The sequence below is a fragment of the Methylosinus sp. H3A genome, assembly GCF_015709455.1.
GTDB lineage: Bacteria > Pseudomonadota > Alphaproteobacteria > Rhizobiales > Beijerinckiaceae > Methylosinus.
Genome location: NZ_JADNQW010000005.1, coordinates 1,364,901 through 1,391,653, shown reverse-complemented (window position 1 = coordinate 1,391,653; position 26,753 = coordinate 1,364,901). Strand labels below are relative to the sequence as shown.

Below are 26,753 nucleotides of genomic sequence, written 5' to 3'. Positions count from 1 at the left end.
TCGGAACGAGCGGAAGCGGTTTTCCGATGACAATCCAGCTGAAACAAAAAATTCTAGGCAGCCGTGCTTAGAGCCGAGGCGAGGATCTACGACCCATGATTCTGCTGCTCATTTTCATCGCGGCGCTGGCCGCCGTGTCCATCGGTCTCCACTGGCTCATCGAGCAGCCGGGTTCGATCACGCTCGACTGGGGCGGCTACCACATAGAGACGTCGCTCGTCGTCGGCGCCGCAGCGCTGATCGCGACGATCGCCGCGATCATCGTCGCCTGGGCCATCATCGCCTATTTCTTCCAGGCGCCCGCGCGCTTGAAGCAGAGTTCCCGCGCCAAGCGCCGCGAAAAGGGTTTTCAGGCGCTCTCGCGCGGAATTGTCGCCGCCGGCGCCGGCCATCTCACCGAGGCCAAAAGGGCGGCCAAGGAGGCGGTCAAAAATCTCGACAAGGAGCCGCTGACCTATCTGCTGCGCGCGCAGGTCGCCCAGCTCGAGGGCGATCGCGTCGGCGCCGAGACCGCCTTTCACGAAATGACGCAGCTCTCGGAGACGCGGCTGCTCGGCCTGCGCGGCCTGCACATAGAGGCCAAGCGCCGCAAGGACGACGAGGCCGCGCATCATTTCGCCGATCAGGCGCATCAGCTGACGCCGCTGCCCTGGGCCGGCGACGCGCTGCTCGAGCATCATGGCGCGCAGGCCAATTGGGAAGAGGCGCGCGTCGCCGTCGAAGCCAATCTGAAAGCCAAGGCCATCGATCTGCCGACCGCGCAGCGCCTGCGCGCGGTGGTCGAAACCGCTATGGCGCTGGAGAAGCAGGCCGAGCATCCGAGCGAAGCGCTGCATCTCGCCCGTCAGGCGGCCAAGCGCGCGCCCGATCTGGTTCCGGCCGTCGCGCTGATCGGGCGGCTGCTCGCCCGCCATGGCGACAGCGCCAAGGCGTTGAAGCTCTTGGAAAAAGCCTATGCCGAGCACCCGCATCCCGATATAGCGGAGGCGTTTCTCGAGACCGCGCCGAGCGAATCCAACGCCGAGCGTCTGGCCCGCGTGAGGAAATTCGCCTCCACCGCATCCCATGCGCCGGAATCGGGAATCCTCGTCGCCCGCGTGGCGTTGGCGGCGCGCGATTTCGGCGCGGCGCGCAAGGCGCTGGCCCCGCTCGTCGCCGAGGGCAAGACGCCGACCGCCCAGGTCTGCCTGTTGATGGCCGAGCTCGAGGACGCCGAGAACGGCCCGAGCGGGCCGGTGCGCGAATGGCTGGCCCGCGGCTCCCGCGCGCCGCGCGATCCGGCCTGGATCGCCGATGGCGTCATCTCCAAGCGCTGGGCGCCGGCCTCGCCGATCACCGGCAAGCTCGACGCCTTCGTCTGGGCGACTCCGCCCGAGCCTGTGCGCGGCCCGACCGAGGACGCGCGCGCCGATATTCCCGCGGCCTTTCTGACGCGGCCCGAGCGACTGCTGGAAGCCAAGATCGAGGAAGAAGGCGCGACGGCCTGACGGTCTCGCGCGGGGCTTTCGCGCGTCTATTTGACCCCGCGCGGGCGCCTGATCTGGACATAGAGCGCGCCTTCGCCGCCGTGATTGCGCGCCGCCTCGCCGAAACCGACGACGAGATCGCGCATCGCCGGCGAGCTCAGCCACATCGGCGCGAGCCGACGCAGCACGCCGCCCTCCTCGCTGCGAACGCCCTTGCCCGTCACCACGATCGCCATGCGCGCGCCGCCCGCCTGGGCGCGGCGTAGAAAATCATAGAGCGCCGTCTGCGCCTCCGACTGGCGCAACCCGTGCAGATCGAGCCTCGCCTCCACCTCGAGCCGGCCGCGACGCAATTTCGTGCGCGTGCGGTGATCGATCTCCGCCGGCGGCGGGGCGGGACGGGGACGCGACTTCTTCTCGGCCGGCGGCGGGGTCGGCGCAGCCGGCGCCGCGGCGCCCTTCTTCGACTCCGGACTATCGACGGGCTGCTCGTCCGGCGATCGGCGGCGACGGCCGCGCGACGGCCGCACATCGGCGGTCACCTTGTTCCAGAGCTCGATCTCTTCGCGAGACAGAAAACGCGAGCGGCGCGATTCGCGCGGCGGATCACTCATCTCCGCCACTCGCTTCCCGCGGCAGCAGAACGGTGAATTCGGCGGCGTGACGGACGAGGCCGGCGAGCGCTCCGGCCCGATCCCCCGCGCCGAAGAAGAGATCGGCGCGGGCGGGCCCCAGAATCGCCGAGCCCGTGTCCTGCCCGATCATCAGCCGCTCGAATCGCTCTGCGCTCGCGCTGCGCCAGGGCAGCGTTCCGGCGATCCAGAATGGCAGGCCGTAGCTCCACAGCGAACGGTCGACGGCGATGGAGCGCAGCGGCGTCAATGCGCAGCCCTCGCCGCCGATCGGGCCATCGCGGCGCTCGGGCGAGGAATCGGCGCGGAAGAACACGAAGGAGCGGTTCTCCTGCATCAGCCGGGCGCCCGGCGCGCCGTCCTCCTGGCCGAGAGCTCTGATTTCGGCTTTCAGCCGATCGAGCGACATGTCTCCCTGCGGCACGAGCCCGCGCTCGATGAGCAGACGACCGATCGAAGTGTAGGGCCGGCCGTTGCGGCCGTCGTAAGTGAGCGGCAACTCGCGCCCATCGGGAAAACGCAATCGCGCCGAGCCTTGCACCTGGATCAAAAACAGCTCGACCCTGTCGCGCAGAAAAGCGATCGGCGCGGGCCTCGTCTCCCGCGGGCCGTCCTCCAATGCGCGGCGGTCCGGATAGGGCTCGAGCCCGCCGTCCGGCCGACGCCGCGCCGAGGTGAGCGTCTCGCCCGCCTCGCCGAGAATCGGAGCGTCGTTCAAAGTGACGAGATCGGCTGGGCGCGCCGGAACGGGGGTGCGGAACTCGGCGTCGGGCGCCTCGCGCGCTTCGACGACCGGCTCGTAATAAGCGGTGACGAATCCCGGGGCGCGCAGGCGAAACGGCCGAAAATGCGAGGCGAAAAAGTCGAGCGCCGCATCGCTCGAGAGCGTCGCCTCGTCCCGCGCGAGAGCGCTGCGGCAAACGCGCGCCAAAGCTTCGTCCGCCGGCAACGCCGATCGCAGGGGCGAGGCTTTGGAGAGGATGATCCCGGCCGAGCGCCGAAACACCCGGAAGGGCTCGCGAAGATCATCCCGGAACAAGGCGTCGATCGTATCGAAACCGACCGGCTCGAGATCGATGGACGCCGCCACGCAAGGTCCGCCTAATGGACCGTTTCGGTCGCCACGAGCTTCCAATTCGGATCACGCGCCGAAACATCGCGCGCGAATGTCCACAAATCGACGATCTCGAGCGGGCGATCGGGATCGCCCTCGATCGCGGCGCCGGCGCTATCGCGGCGGACGGATTGGAGCTTGACGACGAAACGAAGGGTGATCTGCGCCTTGCGGAGCTCGACTTTGGCGTCCTCCACCGTCGCCGAATCGATGGAGACGACATGGGCTTCGGCGGTCTCGCCACGTCGCTCGCGCGCCGCGATCTCGCCCGCGAAACTGTCGAACACTTCCCGCGAGAGGAGATTGCTCAACGTTTCGCGATCACCTTTGGCGAAGGCCTGGACGACCATCTCATAGGCTTTCTTGGCGCCCTCGACGAAGGCCGGGCCGGAGAAGCTGCGATCGGCGGCGGCGATCTGGTCCAGCCCGCGCCAGCCATTGCTGCCCGATTCGGCGACGCCTTTCCAGCGATCGGCGTCGAGCGCCCCAGCGGCGGGCGAGGGCGCGAAAGCGGAGCCCTGCGCCGCAGGCGCCGGGCCGATCCGCCGCGCGGAACCAGGCGCGCTATCCGAGGCCGGGCCTTCGCGATCGACGCGCACGCCGAGCACCGACCACAATTTCCAGACGACGAAAGCCGCCAGAGCGGCAAAGACCAAGATGGTGGGGTCGAAATCGGATCCCGACAAAGGGCGTCTCCCAGTCGCAGGGATTGTCCGGTATCATGTCGCGTCCCAGATGTCACGAATCAACCCCCTCGCCGGGGCGAGGCGATCGGATCGACGCCGGAACGGCGTCTCCCCCTCCCCGTCCGGGGAGGTGAAACGACAGACTTCGAGGCTCGCGACGAGGGATGGAGGGCGCTACGACGTGAACAAGTCGAAACTCGCCGCTTATGTGCTGACAGGCTGGCTCTTCGTCGAGATCATCGCTTTCGTGCTCGTCGTGCAATTCCTCGGCGTGCTGGCGGCCGTCGCGCTCGGCGTCGGCACGACATTGCTGGGGCTCGCCGACGTCAAGCGTCTGTTCGTCTATCTGCGCGGCCGGATCGGCCAGCCGCGCGCGGAGACGAAATCCGGCGTCGCTCTGATGGATGGCGGACTGGAGGCGGTCGGCTCGCTGCTGCTCATCCTGCCCGGCTTCGCCTCCGATCTCGTCGGCCTCGCGCTGAAGTCGCCGTCGATCCGCGCCCGCGTCGCCGACCGCATCCGCGGCGCGACGGAGCGGCGGGGTCCGCAGACGATCGATCTTTCGCCCGGCGAATGGAAGGCGATCGTCGACGAGGGCCCAAAGCGCCGCGTGCGCGCGCGCCGCGCGCCTCCTGTCAAAGCCGTTTGATCCGACTGGCGTCAAACCCCGTTGTGGCCCGCGAGGGGACGTGATAGGCGGGCGCCGTGACAGGCGTCATTATCCCATTGCGCCTGTCGGGAGCCGACATCGGCTGGGAGTTCGACGATGACCGATACGAATGGAAACGGCTCCGGCCCGACCGGCGCCCCGGCGCTCAATGTGCTCGTACAATATGTGAAGGATCTGTCCTTCGAGAATCCGAACGCGCCGCGCTCCCTGCAGCCGCGCGAGAATCCGCCGGAGATCGGCATTCAGGTCAATGTGAACGCCAAGCAGCTCTCGCCCAACGACTTCGAGGTCTCGGTGACGCTCGAAGCCTCGGCGACCGAGGGCGGCGAAGTGCTGTTCAAGCTCGAGGTCGATTACGGCGGCGTGTTCCGCCTCGTGAACATTCCCGCCGAGCAGATCCATCCGCTAGTGATGATCGAATGCCCGCGCCTGTTGTTTCCCTTTCTGCGCCAGGTCGTCGCCGACGGCACGCGCAACGGCGGCTTTCCGCCCCTCTATGTCGATCCGATCGACTTTTTCGCGCTCTATCAGCAGCGCGCCGCTCAGGCCGAGCAGCAGACCCCGGCCAACGCCAATTGAAATGCGGAAGGCGAGCCGTCAGGCTCGCCTCTCCATAACCTCGGCGACTCGGACCTCAGCCTCGTCCGGCTGCGCGAAATAGCGAAGCCATTGCGGCTCCTTTCCGAGCCCGGCGACGAAAGCCTCATGCGCGGCTCTCTCATCCTCTGTGAGGAGCGGCGTGAGCTTTTGCGGTCGGCTGCGCAATAATTCGCCGCCGCCGGCTTCATCGAGCGTGACTGCGTCCGCCTGCAGGGTGAGCGCGGATTGGCGACCGCCCATCAGCTCCGCATAGACTTCCGCGAGAAGACCCGCATCGAGCAGAGCGCCATGCTTGTCGCGCTTCGTCAGATCGACGCCGTAACGCTGGCAGAGCGCGTCCAGCGTGTTGGAGGCGCCCGGATGACGGCGACGCGCCATCGTCAGAGTGTCGACGACGCGATCGAACGGAATAGGCGCGATCCCGAGCAGGCCGAGCTCGAAATTGACGAAGCGCATGTCGAATTCGGCGTTGTGCGCGACGAGAGCCGCGTCGGCGACGAATTCGAGGAAACTCGCGGCGATCTCACGGAATTTCTTTTGGCCCGTGAGAAAGGCCGAGGAGAGGCCATGCACGCGAAATGCTTCTTCCGGCATGTCGCGTTCTGGATCGAGGTAGAAATGGAAGGTGCGGCCGGTCGGGATCAGATTGGATATCTCGACCGCGCCGATCTCGACGATGCGATGGCCCTTGGTCGGATCCAAGCCGGTCGTCTCCGTGTCGAAGACGATCTCACGCATCGTGGGCGACCCCTCAGTCTCGAAAAATCAGCGCACGGCTTTTCCCTGCGCCAGCGTCTCGAGAATTAACCGAACTTCCTGCCGAGCGGAATCCAGCCCGCGGTCGCTATGCACCACGAAATCGGCCTGGGCTCGTTTTTCGGCGTCCGGCGTCTGCTTGGCGAGGATGGCCGCGAATTTCTCATCCGTCATCCCGGGACGCGCCAGCACGCGCGCCCGCTGTATCTCCGGCGGCGCGGAGACGACGACGACGGCGTCGACATCTTTTTCCGCGCCGATCTCGAAGAGGAGAGGAATGTCGAAGACGACGACGCGCTCGCCGGCGAGACGGCTCGCCTCTAGGAATTCGTCGCGACCGGCGGCGACGAGCGGATGCACCAAAGCCTCGAGACGGCGCAAAGCCTCCGGATCGCCGAGCACGCGAGCGGCGAGGCGGGCGCGATCGACGACACCGTCCACGGTGGTTCCGGGAAACATCTCTTCTATACGCGCCGCCGCGGGGCCGCGATAAATCTCATGCACGGCGCGGTCGGAATCATAGACCGGGACGCCCTCGGCGCGGAAGAGATCGGCCGTCGTCGATTTGCCCATGCCGATCGAGCCGGTGAGCCCGATGACGAGAGGGCGCGCCGGCGTGTCGACGCTCATGACCGGAGCGCTCCTTCTCGACGTAACGCATCGAGCAGCGGCAGCAGCGGCAGGCCGATGATGGTCCAGTGATCGCCGAGGATGCGCTCAAAGAGATGAACGCCTAGCCCCTCTATCTGATAGGCGCCAGCGCTGGTCGTCGCCTCCTCTGCGACACTCTCGAGGTAGCGAGCCAGGAAATCGTCGGAGAAAGCGCGCATCGTCAGATCGGCATGGGCGACGGTCTCGAAAATAAGAGCGCCGTCGCGCGCGATCGCGATCGCGGAATGCAGGCGATGGGTGCGGCCGGCGAGAAAGCGCAGCTGCTCGCGAGCGGCGGCGACGGTCGGAGGCTTGCCGAAGCGGCGTCTCTCACAGCTCGCGACTTGATCGGCGCCGAGAACGAGAGCGCCCGGCCGCGTGAGAGAAACGAGCGTCGCCTTGTCTCGCGCCAAACGCGCCGCGACGGCGTCGGCGTCGCCGCCAGCCGCGACGACCTCGGCTTCGACCGCGCGTTCGTCGATTTCGACCGGATGGACGAGAAAGGGCGCGCCGGTCTGCTCGAGCGCGGCGCGGCGGCCTTTGCTCTTGGAGGCGAGAATCAGCGGCTCGGGATGGAGCCAGAAGGCGCGAGAACGATCGAACGACACCGAAATCTCCTCGCTTCGTTACCCACAGGGCCGGGCGCGGTCGTGGGCATAGTGGGGAAAAAGAACGCCGTCGGACGGGGCCATGTGGACAGCTGCGCATAACGTTGCTCGGCGATCAACAGGCGTAAGAGCGGGTGGGGAAAAGGGGGAGCCAGACCATGAAAGACGCGATTCTTCGCCATCAACCACGAAGGGTGTGGGAACATGCGCAGATCGCATTGTTAATACTTCATTTACCGTCCTGTCCACAGAGAGGCCTGGAATCTCTATACAGCCATGTTCGTGGTACGTAAGGTGTGGACAAAAGGTTGACGGAAATTAACCTCCGTTAAGAAACCCCTAACAAAATCAAAAAAATCTCTTAAAGATTAACTTTTCTTTTTGTGTCGTTTTGGGCTAGCTCCAATGCCGGGAAGAGCGAACGGCGTCCCCTACGTCCTATGTCCAGCTCGTCCTGTTTCCTGACCTTGCCGGAGCCGAAGCGCAATGGGTGATCGTAAGCCGCTCCTCGCCGTTCTCAACGGCGAAGCTCGAGTCGTTCCGCCGATCTGGCTGATGCGGCAAGCAGGCCGTTATCTTCCAGAATATCAGGAGCTTCGCGCCAAGGCCGGGAGTTTTCTCGACACCTGCTACAATCCGCAGACCGCGGCGCGGATCACTCTGCAGCCGATCGAGCGCTTCGGTTTCGACGCGGCGATTTTGTTCAGCGATATTCTCGTCGTGCCGGATGCGCTCGGGCAGAAGGTCTGGTTCGAATCCGGGTCCGGCCCGCGGCTCGTCCCGGTCGAGAGCGACAGCGACATAGCGGCTTTGGCGGAGAGTTTCGACATCGAGAAGCTTTCGCCGGTGTTCGAGACGATCGACCGGGTGAAGGGCGAGCTGCCGAAATCGGTCGCCTTCATCGGCTTCTGCGGCGCGCCCTGGACCGTGGCGAGCTATATGATCGCCGGCCGCGGCACGCCGGATCAGGCGCCGGCGCGGCTCTTTGCTTTTCGGCGGCCGGAGGCCTTCGCGCGGCTCATCGACATTCTGGCCGACGCCTCGATCGTCTATCTCATTCGGCAGATCGACGCCGGCGTCGAGACGCTGCAGATTTTCGACAGCTGGGCGGGCGTGCTTCCGCCTCTGGAATTCGAGCGCTGGGTCGTCGCGCCGCTGAAAAAGATCATCGGGGCGGTGAAGACCGCGCGGCCGGGCGTTCCGATCATCGCTTTCGTGCGCGGCGGCGCGACGCATCTGCCGGGTCTCGCCGAAAGGCTGGGAGCCGACGCGCTCGGGCTCGACACGGCGATCGATCCTGTCTGGGCGGTGAAGGAAATTCCCGCAGGGACGGCGCTGCAGGGAAATCTCGATCCGCTCGCTCTGCTCGCAGGCGGCGCGGCGCTCGATCGAGAGATCGACGCGATCTTGCATTGTTTCGCGGGGCGTCCGCATATTTTCAATCTGGGTCATGGCGTCTTGCCGGAGACTCCGCTCGAGCATGTCGCGCAATTGATCGGGCGCGTTCGCAGAACAGGAAATTGAGTCATGTATCTCTGGATCAAAGCTTTGCATGTGATCGCGGTGATCGGCTGGATGGCAGGGCTGCTCTATCTGCCGCGGCTCTTCGTCTATCATACGGAAGTGGGGCAGGGTGCGCCCTCCGCATTGTTCAAGAAGATGGAGCGCCGGCTGGCGCTCTACATCATGGCGCCGATGATGATTGTCGCTTGGCTCGCTGGTCTGGCGCTGATCTATTTCGGCTCCTTTCACGGCGCGGGATGGCTGCATGCCAAATTGGCGCTGGTCGTCCTTCTGACCGGCGTTCACTTCTATTTCGGCGTCACGCAAAAGGCTTTCGAGCGGGACGAGAATCGCCGGCCGGCGAAATTCTTCCGATTCGTCAATGAAGTTCCGACGCTGCTGATGATCGGCATCGTCGTGCTGGTGATCGTCAAGCCGTTCTGACTTCAGGGTTTTTTCTGAAGATTCACCGAATTGTCACGAGCTTCGGGCGGATGGCTTGCGTTTCCGCCCGAAAGGGATTAATTGCTCTATCGCTCACCTCAGGCAGATCGTCGTTTCAAACGACAGCCGGATCCAAGACCGGCTCATCGGGGCATCGGCTCCCGCATCCTTCTGCCCATCCCGCCCTAGCCCAAGTTTTCCGAATATCGTCGAGGATTGTCCCAAATGGGGGAAATCAAGCTTCAGGACCTGAAGTCCAAGTCGGCCGCCGAGCTTCTCGCCTTCGCGGAGGAGCATGAGGTCGAGGGCGCGTCGCTGATGCGCCGTCAGGAACTGCTCTTCGCCATACTGAAACAATTCGCCGGTCGCGACGTCGAGATCGTCGGCGAAGGCGTCGTGGAGGTGCTGCAGGACGGCTTCGGCTTCCTGCGTTCGCCGGACGCCAATTATCTCGCCGGCCCGGACGATATTTACGTGTCTCCTTCGCAGATTCGCCGCTTCGGCCTGCGCACCGGCGACACTGTCGAGGGCATGATCCGCAGCCCCAAGGAGGGCGAGCGCTATTTCGCGCTGCTCAAGGTCAATTCGATCAATTTCGAAGACCCTGAGAAGGTGCGGCACAAGGTTCCCTTCGACAATTTGACGCCGCTCTATCCAGATGAGCGGCTGAAGCTCGAAATCGACGATCCGACGCGCAAGGATCTCTCCGCTCGCGTGATCGATCTCGTCGCGCCGATCGGCAAGGGTCAGCGCGCTCTGGTCGTCGCGCCGCCGCGCACCGGCAAGACCGTGCTGCTGCAGAATATCGCGCAGTCGATCACCACCAATCATCCGGAATGTTATCTGATCGTGTTGCTCATCGACGAGCGCCCGGAGGAAGTGACCGACATGCAGCGCTCTGTGAAGGGCGAGGTCGTGTCCTCGACTTTCGACGAGCCGGCCGTGCGTCACGTTCAGGTCGCGGAGATGGTCATCGAGAAGGCCAAGCGCCTGGTCGAGCATCGTCGCGACGTGGTGATTCTGCTCGATTCGATCACTCGTCTCGGCCGCGCCTACAACACTGTGGTTCCGTCCTCCGGCAAGGTGCTGACCGGCGGCGTCGACGCCAATGCTCTGCAACGTCCCAAGCGCTTTTTCGGCGCGGCGCGCAATATCGAAGAGGGCGGCTCGCTGACCATCATCGCCACGGCGCTGATCGACACCGGCTCACGCATGGACGAAGTGATCTTCGAGGAGTTCAAGGGCACGGGCAATTCGGAGATCATTCTCGACCGCAAAGTCTCCGACAAGCGCGTCTTCCCGGCGATCGACATCACCCGCTCCGGCACCCGCAAGGAAGAGCTGCTGGTGCCCTCGGACATTCTCAAGAAGATGTATGTGCTGCGTCGTATCCTCAATCCGATGGGCACGGTGGACGCGATCGAGTTCCTGCTCGGCAAATTGCGCGAGACGCCCAAGGGCAACGCCAGCTTCTTCGATTCGATGAACACCTGAGGCGGCGCCCTCGGACGCGCCGGCGATGTGAATTCGCGGGGAGAGCGCGTTCGAGGGCATTTGCTATCGCCAGCCGATCGATCGTCATCGGCTGGCGCGCAAAAGCCTCGAAGCTAAAAACAATCCGTACTACATAACAATTAAAGTCGTTTTTTGGGCCTCGCTCGAGCCGAAATTGCTTGTGTCACCGCAAACGCCACTCGAATATGCACTGGCCGGATGATTGTTCATCGGTCTGAAAGGCGTTGGGATAAGTTTCTTTCTCAGGGCCGGAAATTCGAGTAGAGCGGTCCGATCATGCGGCGGATGACAGTCTGACCATGTCGAGCGAAACGATCTTTGCCTCGGCCACCGGCGCCGGGCGCGCGGCGGTCGCGGTGATTCGGCTGTCGGGCCCGATGGTCGGCGCAGTGTTGGCGCGGCTGGCGGGACGTGTTCCAGAGCCCCGATTTGCGCATTATGCGCGCCTCGCGGACCCGCGCGACGGCGAGACGATCGACCGCGGGCTCGTGCTCTATTTCCCACAGCCGAACTCGCCGACAGGCGAGGATTACGCCGAATTGCAGATTCATGGCGGCCGCGCGGTGACGCACGCAGTTTTGCGGGTTCTGGGTGATTTTCCAGGCCTGCGAGAGGCGCAACCGGGGGAGTTCGCACGGCGAAGCCTGGCCAATGGCAAGATGGATTTGTCGCAGGTCGAAGGCCTCGCAGATTTGATCGAGGCGGAGACAGAGTTTCAGCGTCGGCAGGCGATCAGGGCGCTGGGCGGAGCCTTGCGCAAGCGCGTGGAGAGCTGGCGAGAAAGACTGATCCGCGCGCTGGCCCTGGTCGAGGCCGAGCTGGATTTTTCCGATGAGGGCGACGTGTTCGAGCCGGCGACGGCGCTTCGGCCATTGCTGGAGCCCCTCGGCGAGGAAATGGCGGCGGTGCTGAAGACGGGCGATCGGACCGAGCGGCTCCGCGACGGCTATGTCGTTCTGCTGCTCGGGGCGCCGAACTCCGGCAAATCGACGTTGCTCAATGCGCTGGCGCAGCGGGAGGTGGCGATCGTCTCCCCGGTTCCGGGAACGACGCGGGATATGATCGAGGTTCATCTCGACCTCGGGGGCATGCCGGTCACGCTTGTCGATACGGCAGGTTTGCGGGAGGCGACGGATGAAATCGAACGGATCGGCGTCGCGCGGACGCGGGCGCGGATCGGTGAGGCGGATCTTCTCGTCTGGCTGTCGGAAGGAGGCGTCGAGTCGCCGCGAGAGCCGATCGAAGACGTCGAATTCATTCGCGTCGCGACCAAGGCCGATTTGCTGAATTGCACATCAGATGATCTTGCAATTTCCGCTCGAACAGGGTTTGGAATAGAACGACTTCTGGAGGAAATGGCGGATCGCGCGAAGCGGCGTTTGGGCGATGGTTCGACTGCGCTTCTCACGCGCGAACGGCATAGGCGGCTTGTCCAGGAGGCGAAAGACGCGATCGAGGCGTGTCTCGATTCGGGTAAGCCGCTCGAATTCGTTGCAGACGATCTTCGCATCGCGGGCCGGGCGCTCGGCCGAATCGTCGGGGCGGTCGATGTCGAGGATGTGCTGGATGCGATTTTCTCGCAGTTTTGCATCGGGAAATAAAGTTTCACGTGAAACAGACGCGAGGGCTTGAGAGGTGAGCTCGGCCGCCTATGACGTGATTGTGATCGGGGGCGGACATGCCGGCTGCGAGGCCGCGGCCGCCGCCGCTCGTCTCGGCGCGCGCACGGCGCTCGTCACCCACGCTCACGCCACGATCGGCGCCATGTCCTGCAATCCGGCGATCGGCGGGCTGGGCAAAGGCCAGCTCGTCCGCGAGATCGACGCTCTCGATGGGCTCATGGGCCGGGTCGCCGACGCCGCCGGAATCCAATTTCGCCTGCTCAATCGTTCGAAAGGTCCGGCGGTGCGGGGCCCGCGCGCTCAAGCCGACCGCAAGCTCTATCGCGCGGCGATGCAGGCGGCCATAGCGGCGACGCCGGGGCTCGACGTCATAGAAGGTTCGGTCGAAGGGTTGGCGATCCAGCAGGGCCGCGTGGCCGGTGTCAGTCTCGATGGCGTGACCCTCGCCGCGGGCGCTGTCGTGGTGACGACAGGCACCTTCCTGAACGGCGTTATTCATATCGGCGCGACGCAGCTCTCCGCCGGGCGCATGGGCGAGCGTCCCTCGATCGGCTTGGCGGAAGATTTGCGAAAAATCGGCTTTGCGACGCGACGCCTCAAAACCGGCACGCCGCCACGCCTCGATGGACGCACGATCGACTGGGGGCGTCTCGAGGAACAGAAGGGCGATGAGACGCCGGAGCCCTTCTCCTATCTCACCAAGGCCATCGTCAATCCGCAGATCGTCTGCCACATCACCCGCACCAACGCCGCGGCGCATCGAGTCATTCTCGACAATCTCCAGCATTCGCCGATGCGCAGCGGCGCCATTTCGGGGCCCGGCCCACGCTATTGCCCCTCGATCGAGGATAAGGTCACGCGCTTCGGCGATCGCGACGCCCATCAGATTTTCCTCGAGCCGGAAGGCCTCGACGACGACACTGTCTATCCGAACGGGGTCTCCACCTCGTTGCCGGAACAGGTCCAGCAGGCGTTCATTCAGAAGATCGAGGGACTCGCGACGGCGCGGATACTGCGGCCAGGCTATGCGATCGAATATGATTTCGTCGATCCGCGCGAGCTCGACGCGACATTGGAGACGAAGCGCGTCCCAGGACTTTTCTTCGCCGGTCAGCTCAATGGGACGACGGGCTATGAAGAGGCCGCCGCGCAGGGGTTGGTCGCGGGCCTCAATGCGGCGGCGCGCGCGGCGGGAAAGAGCGCTGTCGTCTTCGATCGCGCCGAGGCCTATCTCGGTGTGATGATCGATGATCTCGTCACCCGCGGCGTCAGCGAGCCCTATCGCATGTTCACCTCGCGCGCCGAATATCGCCTGTCGCTGCGCTCGGACAATGCCGATGAGCGTTTGACAGGCAAAGGGCTGGGCGTGGGCTGTATCGGACGCGAGCGTGAGCTTATTCATCGCGAGCGAATGGATCGGCTCGCGCAGGCCCGCGCGCTGCTTCAGCAATTGTCTTTGACCTCGGCTGCTGCTGCGCGCGTCGGTCTGCCGATCAATCAGGATGGGCAGAGGCGTAGCGCTTATGCCTTATTGTCCTTTCCCGGGATCGATCTGCCGCGGCTCGCGTCGATCTGGCCGGAACTCGGCGCGATCGACTCCGAGACAGCGGCGCGCGTCGAAACCGATGCTCGTTACGCGGTCTATCTGGACCGGCAGAGCGCCGATATCGAATCCTATCGCAGGGATGAGCAGCTCGCTTTGCCCTCGACGCTCGACTATGCCGAGATCGGCGGGCTCTCGGCGGAGCTATGCGCAAAACTGTCGGTCCTGCGTCCACGCACGCTCGGCCAGGCTCAGCGCATCGAAGGCGTCACCCCGGCTGCGCTCACGCTTCTGGCGGCGCGGGCGCGACGGGGATGAGCGGAAAAATGGTCGGCAAGGCGAAGGATCGCGGCTGCGATCGTGAAAACGCGCTGCAGTTGGCGCCGGCGCTGCGGCCCTATTTGCGCGAGTTCGAAATCTATGAAGCGCTGCTGCGCAAATGGCAGAAGTCCATCAATCTCGTCGCCGAAAGCACGTTGGACGAATTATGGACGCGCCATTTTGCCGATTCGGCGCAGATCCGCGAGTTTTTCCCCGGTATCGAACATTGGATCGATCTCGGCTCGGGGGCCGGCTTTCCCGGCATGGTTTTGGCGATCTGCCTGAAGGGCCATGCGAACGCCAAGGTTCATCTCATCGAGAGCGATCAGCGCAAAGCGGCGTTCCTGCGCGCTGTTTCACGTGAAACAGGCGCGGCGGCCGAAATTCACATCGGCCGAATCGAAAACGAGCTCCCGAACATTGCCGATCCGGTGACCGGCGTCACCGCCCGTGCGCTGGCGCCGATGCCGCAATTGATCGACTGGTCACGCGAACTTCTGTTGAAAAACGTCAAAGGCGTGTTTTTAAAGGGCGAAGACTGGGCAACCGAATTGACCGGCTCGAGCGCCGCGGATAGCTTCCAGATCTGGACATTGCAGAGCCGAACCCATTCGTCCGGCCGCATTATCGCCCTTGCGCGGGATTTTGGAGCTTGACGTGACCGACGTTACTCATCCGCGCATTCTCGTCCTCGCAAATCAAAAGGGCGGCGTCGGCAAGACGACGACCGCCATCAATCTCGGCACTGCACTCGCCGCCGTGGGCGAGTCGGTCCTCGTCATCGATCTCGATCCGCAGGGCAACGCCTCGACCGGGCTCGGCGTCGACCGCAAGGCCCGCCGGATTTCGACCTATGACGTGCTGCTCGCCGAGAGCAGCCTCGCCGAGGCGATCGTCGCCACCGCGGTGCCGCGGCTCTCGATCGCGCCTTCGACGCTGGATCTGCTGGGCGTCGAACTCGAGATCGCCAGTGACAAGGAGCGCGCATTTCGCCTGAAGCGGGCCGTCGCCGAGATGATCGCAGCGGAGCGCCACGATCACTCCCTTGCCTTCAGCTATATTCTGATCGACTGCCCGCCGTCGCTCAATCTCCTGACGATCAATGCGCTCGCTTGCGCCGATTCGGTGCTGGTGCCGCTGCAATGCGAGTTCTTCGCGCTCGAGGGTCTGTCGCAGCTGTTGTCGACGGTGGAGCAGGTGAAGCGATCGCTCAATCCGCGGCTCTCGATCCATGGCATTGTGCTGACCATGTTCGATCCGCGCAATAATCTGGCGACCCAGGTCGTCGCCGATGTGCGACGCTTCATGGGCGACAAGGTCTATGAGACGGTGATTCCGCGCAATGTGCGCGTGTCGGAAGCGCCGTCGCATGGCAAGCCCGTGCTGCTCTATGATCTCAAATGCAGCGGCAGCCAGGCCTATCTCAAGCTCGCGACGGAGGTTATCCAGCGCGAGAAGCAGCTGCGGGCCGCCTGAGCTGCGGTTTCGTCGCTCGCAATAGGCAATCTCGGGTTAACGGATTGAAGGATTTCTCTCGAAATGGCCGAAGAAGCGACGCGCAGGAGATTGGGGCGAGGGCTCGCGGCTCTGATCGGGGACGCAGGCGAGGAAGCGCCGGCGGTGGAGCGCGCGCGCGGCCAGCGTAAGGCGCCGATCGAGTTTCTGCGGCCCAATCCGCGCAATCCGCGCGTCGCCTTCAATGAGGAGGATCTCGCCGATCTCGCTGCCTCCATCCGCGAGAAGGGCATCATCCAGCCGATCGTGGTCCGCACCGTGCCGGGCGTCGCCGACGCTTATGAGATCATTGCCGGAGAGCGCCGCTGGCGCGCCGCCCAGCTCGCCAATCTCGCCGATGTTCCGATCATCGTGCATGAGGCGGATGATCGTGAGGCGCTCGAGCTCGCCATCATCGAGAATGTCCAGCGCGCCGATCTCAATGCGATCGAGGAGGCGCGCGGCTATGAGCGGCTCGGCAAGGAGTTCGGCTATTCCCAATCCGATCTCGCCAAGATCATCGGCAAGAGCCGCTCGCATGTGGCCAATACGCTGCGTCTCCTCAACCTGCCCGAGGCGAGCCGCCGCTTGGTGACGGAAGGCGCGATCTCGGCCGGCCATGCGCGTGCGCTGCTCGCCCTCGACAATCCCGATTCGGTGGCGCGTCGCGTCGTCGAGGAGGGTCTCACCGTGCGCGACGTCGAGCGGCTCGCGCAGGAGGATTCCAGCGCCAAGCTGGAAACGAAGTCGCGCAAGCCGCGTGTCGAGAAAGACGCGGATACGGTGGCGATGGAAAAATTGCTGACCGACGCGCTGGGCCTCTATGTGTCGATCCACCATAGTGGCGAGAGCGGCGAATTGCGCATCCGCTATGCGACGCTGGAACAGCTCGACGGGCTGTGCCGTCGGCTGACGGGGTGAGTGGGGAGTAAGCCGGCGCTCATACGGCTTCTGTCTTATCGTTTCGTAGATTGCCTCAACGTCAGCCGAGAATCACGACGCGCAATTTCTTCTCCCGCAGGCGGGAGAAGGCGCGCCCTTTCTTTCAGATTTAGGAATTCGCGTACTTCACTCGCTCGTCTGCGCGGTCCAGCTCGCATGTTCGACGCCCGCGATCTTCTCGAGATCGGCGGCGACGGCGTCGAGCTCGTTGGGATCGACGCTGGTCGAGGTCAAAATGGCGACGAGCTCCACCTCGCCTTCGCCGCGCTCCAACTCCTCGATCTCGCGCACCGGATAATCGGCGGCCTCGAGCTTCTCGACCATCAGATCGCGCAAGGCGTCGCGCCGCGTCTGCGAGACGGTGACATGCAGGCGGTAGATCGCTTCCGTGGAGCGCTCGTCGATCGGCGCGCGTTCGATGAGATGGACCAGCGGACGCAGCAGCATATTGCCGGCGAGTGTGAAGATCGCCATCAATATCGCCTCAGCGGCGCGATCGGCTCCGGCGAAGGCTCCGGTGACCGCCGAGCACCAGATCGTCGCGGCGGTGTTGAGGCCGGAGATATTGGCTCCGTCCTTTATGATGACGCCGGCGCCGAGAAAGCCGACGCCGGAGGCGATATAGGCGAGCACTTGCGTCGCGCCGATATTGCCGTTGAGACGCAAGCCGAGATCGACGAAAGCCGCCGCGCCCAGCGCCACCAGCGCATTGGTGCGCAGCCCTGCAGTGCGTTGGCGATATTGCCGCTCGGCGCCGATCAGCGTGCCGAGCAGCAGCGCTACGAGCAAGGAAATCAGTGAATTGAGAAATTCCGGCGCGTTGAAGTTCGCTATTGCCGCCATTGTCCGCATCCGTGCTCTTGTCCGACGGGGGCGTTATATCACCCGGCGAATCATTGTCTCCCGTCGGGCACAGTCGCCGAGCTTCGCGACGATTTTTACTCGATCAACTCACGCCACGATTGAATCTTCCTCGTATTAGCTTAAATCTGAGCATGTTGTTGTTCCTAAACTCAGGGGGAGATTCATGGAACGTCGGCAATTTGTAACTGCTATGGGCGCATTGGCCGCCGCAACCGCCGCCACGGGGACTTTGGCGGCCGAAGAGCATGCTCATCATCACGGCGGCGCCAAATATAAGGCGCTGTTCGAGTCGACCACCAAATGCGTCGCCGCGGGCGAGGAATGCCTGCGTCACTGCTTCGAGATGCTCGCCGCCAACGACGCCAGCATGGGCGCCTGCACCAAGTCCACCTTCGACGTCGTCGCGGCCTGCAAGGCTCTGGCGTCGCTGTCGGGGACGAGCTCGAGCCTCACGCCGGCTTTCGCCAAGGCGGTGGCCGAGGCCTGCCTCGCCTGCAAGAAGGAATGCGACAAGTTCCCGAATATCGCGGAATGCAAGGCTTGCGGCGACGCCTGCAAGGCCTGCGCCGACGATTGCCAGAAGGTCGCGGCCTGAGGGGAAGGGCCTAGACCAATTTGCGGGACGCGCTTCGGCGCGTCTCGTCTGCGGCGATACGACCATTATATTGATTATTGCGCGCCGCGGCGGCCGACGGCGCGGAATTTGAGATCCCGAGAGATTTTTCTCGTGGAGCTGCCGGCCATCCTCCCGTGTGTCGCGAGCGACATGATCGAAACGGAGCCTGCAAAGTGACCGAGCGAGCGTCGCAAATTCTTTCGCCTGAGGCCCATCCACGCGGCTTGGCGTCATTTTTTCTGCGGCAATGGCCCTATTTCGCCATGCTTCTGCTGGCGCTCTTCGGCGTCGCTTATACGAGCGTCACGCGCCAGGGTATGACGACCTATTGGATCGTGCTCGCCCCGATCTTCGGGCTCATCAGCATTATAGGCGGCTGGGCGGAGGCGGAGAACGCCGAGGAGAAATGGCGCCTCGTGCGGACGCAGATTCTCCACTGGGGCGCGGTGCTCGCCGCAATGTGCCTCATCTTCATCGGCGATGTGAAGCAGATGATGAATTCCGACAGCAGCGCGCTCACCGTGCTCACCGTGCTGGCGCTCGGCTCCTTCACCGCGGGCATTCACGCCGAGGCTTGGCGCGTGTCGCTCGTCGGCCTGCTGCTGGGCCTCGCCGTTCCGGCGATCGCCTGGCTCGAGGAATCGACCTTGCTGATCCTGCTGATCGTGGCCGTGATCGCTGCTCTCGGCGCTTTCGTCTTCCTGCGCGAGCGCAAGCCGGCCTGAGCCCTCGGCCGAGAGGCCGAAGGCCCGACAGGGAATGACATAAAGACTTGTTTATATCTTTATTGCATCTGCTCCGCCGCCTTGCTATAGGCGGCCAGGCCCGTCGCGCTCGCCTCACCTAAGGCGAGACAACGCCTGAAGGGAGCGTCATGACCACCCATTTCAACGATTATGTCGTCGCCGACATCGGCCTCGCCGATTGGGGCCGCAAGGAGCTCAACATCGCCGAGACCGAAATGCCCGGTCTGATGGCGACCCGCGCCGAATTTGGCCCGTCGCAGCCGCTGAAGGGCGCGCGCGTCGCCGGCTCGCTGCATATGACCATTCAGACCGCCGTGCTGATCGAGACGCTGAAGGCGCTCGGCGCGGATGTCCGCTGGGCGTCCTGCAATATTTATTCGACGCAGGACCACGCCGCTGCGGCCATCGCCGCCGCCGGCACGCCGGTCTTCGCCATCAAGGGCGAGAGCCTCGAGGATTATTGGGACTACACCCATCGCATCTTCGAATGGGGCGACGGCGGCACGCCGAACATGATCCTCGACGATGGCGGCGACGCGACGTTGCTCATCCATCTCGGCCTGCGTGCCGAGAATGGCGACACCGCCTTTCTCGACAAGGCGACCAATGAGGAAGAGGAAGTCCTCTTCGCCGCGATCAAGAAGCGCCTGAAGGCCAATCCGGGCTTCTACACGCGCAACGCTGTGGCCATCAAGGGCGTGACCGAGGAGACGACCACCGGCGTGCATCGTCTCTACGTCATGCACAAGGAAGGCAAGCTGCTCTGGCCGGCGATCAACGTCAATGATTCGGTCACCAAGTCGAAGTTCGACAATCTCTACGGCTGCCGCGAGTCGCTTGTCGACGGCATCCGCCGCGCCACCGATGTGATGATGGCGGGCAAGGTCGCTTGCATCGCGGGCTATGGCGATGTGGGCAAGGGCTCGGCCGCTTCGCTTCGCAACGCCGGTTGCCGCGTGCTCGTCACCGAGATCGATCCGATCTGCGCGCTGCAGGCGGCGATGGAAGGCTATGAGGTCACGACGATGGAAGATGCGGCCTCGCGCGCCGACATCTTCTGCACCGCGACCGGCAATGTCGACGTCATCACGACCGAGCACATGCGCGCCATGAAGGACCGCGCCATCGTCTGCAACATCGGCCATTTCGACAGCGAGATCCAGGTCTCCGGCCTGCGCAATCTCAAATGGCACAATGTGAAGCCGCAGGTCGACGAGGTCGAGTTCGCCGACGGCAAGCGCATCATTCTGCTCGCCGAAGGCCGCCTGGTGAATCTCGGCTGCGCGACCGGCCATCCGTCCTTCGTGATGTCCGCGTCCTTCACCAACCAGACGCTGGCGCAGATCGAGCTGTGGACCAAGCAGGGCCAATATCCGGTGGGCGTCTATACGCTGCCCAAGCATCTCGACGAAAAGGTCGCGGCGCTGCATCTCGACAAGATCGGCGTGAAGCTCACCAAGATGACCGAGCAGCAGGCCGCCTATCTGAACTTGCCGCAGAGCGGCCCGTTCAAGCCGGACCACTACCGCTACTGATCTCTCTCGAGTGCGAGAGCGAGACGGCGGAGCGATTCTCTCGCTCCGCCGTCTTTTTTTTCGTGACGCCAGTTCGGCGAAATGCTTAGGCGCCAATCTCGCGGTCACGATCCGCGTTTCACTTTTCGACGGCGCGCTTTAGATTAGACGCGATTCGAGAGACGGCGCCTCGGTGGCGCGCGGACGGCTTGCGGCGTTTGTTTGCGATGAGCCTTTGCAAATCGAACGTGGAGACCGGTTCGCATGTATCACGATGCGGCTTTCGGGCCGAAAGCGTTGCCGTCCGCGCAACGTCGGGGAGCGTCCTCGCCGCTCGTTCGCGGCGTCACGCGCGGGCTCGCGACCGCCGGCCTTTTGCCGCTCGGCGGGCCGGCGCGGGCGGAGGCGCTCACCAATTTTCTCGCCGCCACCAATAATGCGGAATTCGTCAATCTCGCGCTGACCAGCGGCCTCGCCCTTTTCGCCGTTGTCGTCGCCTTCACCCATCTCGGCGAGCGCAAGGTGTGGCGCCGCCGCGAGGCGCGTCTTTCCGCCGAGCTCGAAGCGACACGAAAACGGCTCGATCGCGCCGAGATTTTTCTGTCGAGCGAGCCGCAGCTCTTCGTCTCCTGGGACAATGCCGCCGGCGAGCCGGACATAGAGAACGGGCTCAACGATCCGGCCTTCGCGCGGCGCGTGCTCGCCTTCGGCTCCTGGCTCGGCCCGGAGGAGGCGGGCGCGCTGCAGGATCGCATCGACCGCCTGCGCCAGAACGGCGAAGGCTTTCATCTCTCGCTCGCGAGCTTGCAGGGTCGGCGCTTCGACGCCGAGGGCCGCGCCGTCGCCGGCCGCGCCGTGCTGCGCATCCGCGAAGTTTCCGGCGAGCGGCTCGAGCTGCTGTCGTTGCGCGAGCGCCACACGCGCAGCGTCGCCGAGGTCGAGGGGTTCCGCGCTTTGCTCGAGGCTTTGCCGACGCCGGTCTGGATGCGCGACGCCGAAGGCCGCGTCACCTTCGTGAATTCCGCCTATGCCCAGGCGGTGGAGGCGGAAAATCCGGGCGATGCGCTGCGTCGTCAGATCGAGCTCCTCGACAATGACGCGCGCACGCAAGCCATGACGGCGCGCGCGCGCGACGAGGTCTGGCGCGCGCGCGTCACCGCGGTCGTCGCGGGCGAGCGGCATCGTCTCGACATCGTCGAAGCGCCATGCCACGGCGCCGCCGCCGCTCTCGCTATCGATCGCCATGAGATCGACACGACGCGCGCCGATCTCGAGCAGCAGATGCAGGCGCATTCGCGCACGCTGGCGCAATTGCCGATCGCCGTCGCCATTTTCGATCGCGCCAAACGGCTCGTCTATCGCAATGCGGCCTATGAGAATCTCTGGCCGCTCGACAGGGCCTATCTGGACCAGGGGCCGAGCGACAGCGAGATACTCGATCGCCTGCGCGCCGAGCAGCGCTTGCCGGTCGAAGCCGATTACAAGGCCTGGAAGGCGCGCCTGCTGGAGGCCTATCAATCCTCCGAGGAACATCACGAGCATGTCTGGCACATGCCGAATGGACGCACGCTGCGCGTCGTGGCGAACGCCAATCCGCAAGGCGGCGTCACCTATCTCTATGACGATGTGAGCGAGCGCTATTTCCTCGAATCGCGTTTTCATGCGCTTGACCGCATGCAGAACGAGACGCTCGAAAATCTGCGCGAGGGCGTCGCCGTCTTCGGACCGGACGGCAGATTGCGCTTCTGCAATCCCGCCTTCCTCGCGCTATGGGCGCTGGACAAGCGCATTCTCGACGACAAGCCGCGCTTCGACGCCGTCGCCATTCTCTGCCGGCCGCTGCATCTCAACGAGGAGACCTGGAGCGAATTGCGCGGCTTCGTCACCGGGCTGCAGGACATGCGCCAGGGCTTCACGCGGCGCATCGAGCGCTCGGACGGCGTCGTGCTCGACTGCACGGCGCAGCCGCTGCCGGAAGGCGCGGCGCTGCTCACCTTCGTCGATGTGACGGCGGGCGTGAATGTCGAGCGCGCGCTCACCGAGCGCAATCAGGCGCTGATCGCCGCGGAGAAAATCCGCAACGACTTCGTCCATCACGTTTCTTATGAGTTGCGCTCGCCGCTCAACAACATCATCGGCTTCATTCATCTGCTCGGCGAGAAGACGACCGGCGAGCTCAACGCCAAGCAGCTCGAATATCTCGGCTATGTGGCCAAATCCTCGGCGGCGCTGCTCGCCATCATCAACGACATTCTCGATCTCGCGACGATCGACAGCGATGCGATGGAGCTCGAGCTCGAAGAGGTGAACGCCGCCGACGCCATACGCGCCGCGGCCGAGGGCGTTCAAGACCGGCTCGCGGAGAACGACATAGAGCTCCAGATCGTCGCCACGGGCGAGGTCGGCTGCTTCCGCGGCGACGGCAAGCGCATCCGCCAGATCCTGTTCAACCTGCTCGCCAACGCGATCGGCTTTTCTCGGCCGGGACAAACGATTACCCTCGCGGCGTTGCGGCGGGAGGGGGAAATCGTGTTCAAGGTCGCCGATCGGGGGCGGGGCATCGCCCCGGATGTCCTCGACAAAGTGTTCGACCGCTTCGAATCGCACACCTCCGGCTCGCGCCACAGAGGCGTCGGGCTCGGCCTGTCGATCGTTCGCGCCTTCACGGAGCTGCACGGAGGGCGTGTGCTCATCGACTCCGCGCTCGGCGAGGGCACCACCGTCACTTGTATCTTCCCGGCGCCCGAGAGCAGCGGTCGGCAGGATGTCGCGCAGCGTGAAAAAGGACAGGCCTCATGAGCGAAGAGGCCGAATGGCTGATCGACGTCGCCGATGAAGCGCAGACCGCCGAGCTCGCCGCCCGGCTCGCGCCGCTCATTCGCGACACGGTGCGGCTCGTCACCCTCTCCGGCGATCTCGGCGCGGGCAAGACGGCCTTCGCGCGCGCGCTGATCCGCGCGCTGGCGCAGGATCCGACGCTGGAGGCGCCGAGCCCGACCTTCACGCTGATGCAGGGCTATGAGACGCCCTTCTGCCGCATTCTGCACGCCGATCTCTATCGCATCGCCGGCGGCGAGGCGGAGCTCGAGGCCATGGGTTTCGAGGAGGCGAGCGAGGATGCGCTGGTGCTCGTCGAATGGCCCGAGCGCGCGCCCAGCCTCTTCACCGGCGATCGTCTCGAAGTGCGGCTCTCTTTCGCCGCGCCCGAGACCCCGGACGCGCGCCGTATCGGCGTCATCGCCCGTGGCAAGGCGGCGGGGCGGCTCCGCGCCTTCCGCTCCATGCGGGAGTTTCTGGAGCGCGCCGGCTGGAGCGACGCCTCGCGGGAATATCTGCAGGGCGACGCCTCCTCGCGCGTCTATGAAGCGCTGCGCCGGCCGGATGGCGCGCAGGCCATATTGATGATCTCGCCGGCGCGGCCAGACGGCCCGCCGATCCGCTATGGCAAGCCCTATAGCGCCATTGCGCGGCTCGCGGAGACGGTGAAGCCCTTCGTCGCCATGGCCGACGCCCTGCGCGCGCAGGGCCTCTCCGCGCCGCAAATCTACGCCTATGATCTCTCCGCGGGCTTCGTGCTGCTCGAGGATCTCGGCCGCGACGGCGTCGTCGCCGGCGGCGCGCCCATCGCCGATCGTTATTTGGAGGCGCTGTCGGCGCTCGCGCCGCTCCATGCGCGTCGCTTGCCGGATGTTCTCCCGGTCGAGGGCGCGAGCCCTTATCATGTCCCGCCCTATGATCTCGACGCGCTGCTGATCGAGGTCGAGCTGCTGCTGGAATGGTATGCGGGCCGCGTCGGCGGCGGCGGCATTTCCTCCGGCTCCAAGGCGACCTTCGTCAATCTCTGGCGTCAGGCGCTGATCGAGATCGTGATGTCGGCGCCGACCTGGACTTTGCGCGATTTCCACTCGCCCAATCTGATCTGGCTCGCCGATCGCGAGGGAACGGCGCGCGTCGGCGTCATCGATTTTCAGGACGCAGTGCTCGGCCATCCGGCCTATGACGTCGTCTCGCTGACGCAGGACGCCCGCGTCGACGTGCCGGACGAATTGGAGATGCGCCTGCTCGGTCATTACGCGCGCAAGCGCCGCGAGGCCGATCCCTTGTTCGATATGGCGGCTTTCGCGCGCGCCTACGCCATTCTCGGCGCCCAGCGCGCGACGAAAATCCTCGGCATTTTCGCGCGGCTCGACCAGCGCGACCACAAGCCGCAATATCTCGTCCATCTGCCGCGCGTCGAAACCTATCTGCGCAAGGGCCTGCGCCATCCCGCGCTCGCCGATCTCGAGGCTTGGTATGTCGCGAACCTCCCCGCGCTCTTTCGCGCCTGACGCGGCGATGGTCTTCGCGGCCGGCCTCGGCTCGCGCATGCGGCCCTTGACCGACCGGCTGCCCAAGCCCCTCGTCGCCATCGCCGGCGTGACGTTGCTCGATCGTGCGCTGGACGCATTCGCGGAGGCTGGCGTCGCCACGGCGATCGTCAATGTCCATCACCTCGCCGATCAGATCGAGACGCGTCTCGAAGGCCGGGAGCGCCCGCGCGTCACCGTCTCCGACGAGCGGGAGCGGCTGCTCGACCAGGGCGGCGGCATCAAGAAGGTTCTGGCCCAATTCGGCGGACGGCCCTTCTTCGTCTGCAACACCGACGCCTTCTGGGTCGGCGCGCGCGAGGACAATCTGCGCCGCCTCGCCGGCATTTGGGACGCGGAGATCATGGATGTCGCGCTGCTGCTCGCCCCGCGTCTCGGCAGCGTCGGCGTCGAATGGGACGGCGACTTCCACAGGGCGGAAGACGGCAGGCTGACGAAGCGCGCGGCGGGCGAGACGGCCGATTACGTCTATGCCGGAATCGGTATCCTAAAACCGCAGCTCTTCGAGGGCGTCGAGCAGGAGGCGTTTCCGCTCGCGCCCTTCTTCTTCCGCGCGGCGGAGCAGGGGCGGCTCTTCGGCGTTGCGCTGGACGGCAAATGGCTGCATGTCGGCACGATGGGCGCGATCGAGGAGGCCGAGCGCGCCGTCGCCGAGGAGACGGACAGGCCGCGACAAGTCGAAGGGGAAAGATAGCGCCTCGGCGAGGATTTTTTTAACTTTGCGACATCTTGTCCAGCCGCGAAGCGGCTGTGCTGCTGTTTATGACTTTCAGAGCATGGCATAGTCGATGCTACGCTTGCGCCCCAGACCCCGAAACTCTCGGCATTTGCGCTGTTTGCAACTCATGGGATCGTGAACCGCGATGATCGCATTGGCGCCGACCCTCTATTTATTCGGCGCCTTCATGCTCTCGCTGCTGGGCGTTTTCCTCTACGCGATCTGGCGCGGCGACGAAGAAGCCGAAGAATTGTGGTGGTGGGCCGCGGTCTTCGCGATGGCGGGCGCCTCGGCGCTCTGCTACGCTTTCCGCAACGAGGTCGGGTGGCTTTCGATCATTTTCGGAAACGCGCTCACTTTATGGGCGTGCGGTCTGCTCTGGACGGGCGTTCTCGTTTTTGTCGGCAAGCCGGTGCGACCGCTGCTGGCCTTCCTCGGCGGTGTGATTTGGGCCGCCGGACTGTGGCGCGCGGATATTCACTTTCGAATTGCGGAAATCTCCGCGATCTCGGCGATCTATGAAGTCGCCGCCGCCTTCGAATTGTTCCGCTACAATCGCGCTGGCGGCCAGCGTCTCGTCGTGTCTCGCGTGACGGCTTGGATCATCGCGCTGCAAGCGGGGCTCGAATTCACGCTCGCGATCGCGGCGCCTTTTATCGCGGTCGACGAAGCGAGCTTCCTCACCAGCCCATATCAGAAATACCGCTTCCTCGAGCTCTCTGGCTTTATCGCCGTTCTCGGCTTTCTATTGGCGACCCTCTCCAAAGAGCGCCTCGCGAAGCGACGAGAAGTCGCGGCGATGATCGATCCGCTGACGGGCCTTCTCAATCGACGCGCCTTCGACCGGGCGGTCGAGCGCGCGAAGCGATCGGCGCCCGCGCCGGCGACGGCGGTGCTCGTCTTCGATCTCGACAATTTCAAATATATCAACGACCGCTTCGGTCATGCGGTCGGCGACCGCGTGCTGGCCGCCTTCGGCGCGACCGCGACGCGAAATATTCGATCGAGCGATCTGCTGGCGCGAATCGGCGGCGAGGAATTCGTCGCCATTCTCTCGCCCGCCGATCGGACCGGCGCATTGGCGATCGCGGAGCGCATTCGTTCGGCCTTCATCCGCGATGCCGCGCATCTCGCCGACGGCGCGGCGACCGTCAGCGTCGGCGTCACCGTGCTCGAGGACGAGACGCTGGACCTCGCCGCCATGACGCGCATCGCCGACGACGCGCTCTATCGCGCCAAGGCCGAAGGACGAAACCGCGTCATTTTCGCGAGCGACGCTCCCGACATGAGCGTAACAGCGCGTTAACCAAAGCTCATCCATAGTGCCCCTACGTGCCGTGAGCCTTGCCGCATGACGCGGC

The 26,753-nt window shown here is 64.6% G+C and carries 25 protein-coding genes; 18 read left to right on the top strand and 7 right to left on the bottom strand.

Features of this window, described 5'->3' with window-relative positions; translation table 11 throughout:
* The first annotated feature begins 95 nt into the window (after positions 1-95).
* A complete protein-coding gene (locus IY145_RS09535; RefSeq protein ID WP_196407994.1) occupies positions 96-1,487 on the top strand; it encodes a heme biosynthesis protein HemY in 1,392 nt (463 codons plus the stop codon).
* A 26-nt stretch (positions 1,488-1,513) separates the two neighbouring features.
* Here the strand turns inward: IY145_RS09535 and IY145_RS09530 are convergent, their stop codons facing one another.
* Genes IY145_RS09530 through IY145_RS09520 form a run of 3 tightly spaced genes read right to left on the bottom strand, consistent with a single transcriptional unit; the run spans position 1,514 to position 3,898 of the window.
* Positions 1,514-2,080 (bottom strand): Smr/MutS family protein, encoded by a 567-nt coding sequence (locus tag IY145_RS09530; RefSeq protein WP_196407993.1) that lies wholly within the window; start codon positions 2,078-2,080, stop codon positions 1,514-1,516.
* Positions 2,073-3,188 (bottom strand): MltA domain-containing protein, encoded by a 1,116-nt coding sequence (locus IY145_RS09525; protein ID WP_196407992.1) that lies wholly within the window; start codon positions 3,186-3,188, stop codon positions 2,073-2,075. The genes IY145_RS09530 and IY145_RS09525 overlap by 8 nt, the downstream gene beginning before the upstream one ends.
* 11 nt (positions 3,189-3,199) lie before the next feature.
* Entirely contained in the window at positions 3,200-3,898 is a 699-nt protein-coding gene (locus IY145_RS09520) for a Tim44/TimA family putative adaptor protein (protein ID WP_196407991.1), read from the bottom strand.
* Positions 3,899-4,079: 181 nt separating this feature from the next.
* Between IY145_RS09520 and IY145_RS09515 the strand changes: the two genes are divergently transcribed.
* Positions 4,080-4,547 (top strand): FxsA family protein, encoded by a 468-nt coding sequence (locus tag IY145_RS09515; RefSeq protein WP_196407990.1) that lies wholly within the window; start codon positions 4,080-4,082, stop codon positions 4,545-4,547.
* Between the two features lie 117 nt (positions 4,548-4,664).
* On the top strand, positions 4,665-5,147 hold the full coding sequence (gene secB / locus IY145_RS09510) for a protein-export chaperone SecB (RefSeq protein ID WP_196407989.1): 483 nt from the start codon (positions 4,665-4,667) through the stop codon (positions 5,145-5,147).
* Between the two features lie 18 nt (positions 5,148-5,165).
* Here secB and dnaQ read toward each other — a convergent pair whose 3' ends face one another.
* From dnaQ to IY145_RS09495, 3 genes are read right to left on the bottom strand one after another with little or no spacing between them, the layout of a single operon-like run.
* Positions 5,166-5,906 carry a DNA polymerase III subunit epsilon gene (gene dnaQ, locus IY145_RS09505; RefSeq protein WP_196407988.1) on the bottom strand — a complete coding sequence of 247 codons (741 nt, stop codon included), beginning with the start codon at positions 5,904-5,906 and terminating at the stop codon, positions 5,166-5,168.
* A 27-nt stretch (positions 5,907-5,933) separates the two neighbouring features.
* Positions 5,934-6,554: a dephospho-CoA kinase gene (coaE, locus tag IY145_RS09500; protein WP_196407987.1), complete on the bottom strand. Its 621-nt coding sequence runs from the start codon at positions 6,552-6,554 to the stop codon at positions 5,934-5,936.
* Complete coding sequence (locus tag IY145_RS09495) at positions 6,551-7,189, bottom strand: Maf family protein (RefSeq protein ID WP_409455323.1); 639 nt, start codon at positions 7,187-7,189, stop codon at positions 6,551-6,553. Before IY145_RS09495 ends, coaE begins: the two co-directional genes overlap by 4 nt.
* Positions 7,190-7,669: 480 nt before the next feature.
* On the opposite strand from IY145_RS09495, the gene hemE reads away from it, so the two are divergent.
* The 8 genes from hemE (at position 7,670) to IY145_RS09455 (ending at position 16,546) form a co-directional block, all read left to right on the top strand.
* Positions 7,670-8,707, top strand: a complete 1,038-nt coding sequence (gene hemE / locus IY145_RS09490) for a uroporphyrinogen decarboxylase (protein ID WP_196407986.1) — start codon at positions 7,670-7,672, stop codon at positions 8,705-8,707.
* Positions 8,708-8,710: 3 nt separating this feature from the next.
* Complete coding sequence (gene hemJ, locus IY145_RS09485; protein WP_196407985.1) at positions 8,711-9,130, top strand: protoporphyrinogen oxidase HemJ; 420 nt, start codon at positions 8,711-8,713, stop codon at positions 9,128-9,130.
* Positions 9,131-9,355: 225 nt separating this feature from the next.
* On the top strand, positions 9,356-10,624 hold the full coding sequence (rho, locus tag IY145_RS09480) for a transcription termination factor Rho (protein WP_018267347.1): 1,269 nt from the start codon (positions 9,356-9,358) through the stop codon (positions 10,622-10,624).
* 320 nt (positions 10,625-10,944) lie between these two features.
* Positions 10,945-12,246, top strand: coding sequence for a tRNA uridine-5-carboxymethylaminomethyl(34) synthesis GTPase MnmE (gene mnmE / locus IY145_RS09475; RefSeq protein ID WP_196407984.1), 1,302 nt, complete (start codon positions 10,945-10,947; stop codon positions 12,244-12,246).
* 34 nt (positions 12,247-12,280) lie between these two features.
* Positions 12,281-14,128 (top strand): tRNA uridine-5-carboxymethylaminomethyl(34) synthesis enzyme MnmG, encoded by a 1,848-nt coding sequence (mnmG, locus tag IY145_RS09470; RefSeq protein ID WP_196407983.1) that lies wholly within the window; start codon positions 12,281-12,283, stop codon positions 14,126-14,128.
* On the top strand, positions 14,125-14,787 hold the full coding sequence (rsmG, locus tag IY145_RS09465) for a 16S rRNA (guanine(527)-N(7))-methyltransferase RsmG (protein WP_246721913.1): 663 nt from the start codon (positions 14,125-14,127) through the stop codon (positions 14,785-14,787). The genes mnmG and rsmG overlap by 4 nt, the downstream gene beginning before the upstream one ends.
* A 1-nt stretch (position 14,788) precedes the next feature.
* A complete protein-coding gene (locus tag IY145_RS09460) occupies positions 14,789-15,607 on the top strand; it encodes a ParA family protein (RefSeq protein WP_196407982.1) in 819 nt (272 codons plus the stop codon).
* Positions 15,608-15,670: 63 nt separating this feature from the next.
* Complete coding sequence (locus IY145_RS09455) at positions 15,671-16,546, top strand: ParB/RepB/Spo0J family partition protein (RefSeq protein WP_196407981.1); 876 nt, start codon at positions 15,671-15,673, stop codon at positions 16,544-16,546.
* 147 nt (positions 16,547-16,693) lie between these two features.
* Here IY145_RS09455 and IY145_RS09450 read toward each other — a convergent pair whose 3' ends face one another.
* A complete protein-coding gene (locus IY145_RS09450; RefSeq protein ID WP_196407980.1) occupies positions 16,694-17,410 on the bottom strand; it encodes an MgtC/SapB family protein in 717 nt (238 codons plus the stop codon).
* A 184-nt stretch (positions 17,411-17,594) separates the two neighbouring features.
* Here IY145_RS09450 and IY145_RS09445 point away from each other — a divergent pair, with 184 nt between their 5' ends.
* From IY145_RS09445 to IY145_RS09415, 7 genes are all read left to right on the top strand, one after another.
* A complete protein-coding gene (locus IY145_RS09445; RefSeq protein ID WP_196407979.1) occupies positions 17,595-18,026 on the top strand; it encodes a four-helix bundle copper-binding protein in 432 nt (143 codons plus the stop codon).
* 194 nt (positions 18,027-18,220) lie between these two features.
* Positions 18,221-18,772: a hypothetical protein gene (locus tag IY145_RS09440; RefSeq protein WP_196407978.1), complete on the top strand. Its 552-nt coding sequence runs from the start codon at positions 18,221-18,223 to the stop codon at positions 18,770-18,772.
* 149 nt (positions 18,773-18,921) lie between these two features.
* On the top strand, positions 18,922-20,328 hold the full coding sequence (ahcY, locus tag IY145_RS09435) for an adenosylhomocysteinase (protein WP_196407977.1): 1,407 nt from the start codon (positions 18,922-18,924) through the stop codon (positions 20,326-20,328).
* 243 nt (positions 20,329-20,571) lie between these two features.
* Positions 20,572-23,106, top strand: a complete 2,535-nt coding sequence (locus IY145_RS09430; protein WP_196407976.1) for a PAS-domain containing protein — start codon at positions 20,572-20,574, stop codon at positions 23,104-23,106.
* Entirely contained in the window at positions 23,103-24,635 is a 1,533-nt protein-coding gene (gene tsaE, locus IY145_RS09425) for a tRNA (adenosine(37)-N6)-threonylcarbamoyltransferase complex ATPase subunit type 1 TsaE (RefSeq protein ID WP_196407975.1), read from the top strand. The genes IY145_RS09430 and tsaE overlap by 4 nt, the downstream gene beginning before the upstream one ends.
* Positions 24,601-25,368 (top strand): nucleotidyltransferase family protein, encoded by a 768-nt coding sequence (locus IY145_RS09420; RefSeq protein WP_246721906.1) that lies wholly within the window; start codon positions 24,601-24,603, stop codon positions 25,366-25,368. The genes tsaE and IY145_RS09420 overlap by 35 nt, the downstream gene beginning before the upstream one ends.
* Positions 25,369-25,537: 169 nt before the next feature.
* Complete coding sequence (locus tag IY145_RS09415; protein ID WP_196407974.1) at positions 25,538-26,698, top strand: diguanylate cyclase; 1,161 nt, start codon at positions 25,538-25,540, stop codon at positions 26,696-26,698.
* Positions 26,699-26,753: the final 55 nt, after the last annotated feature.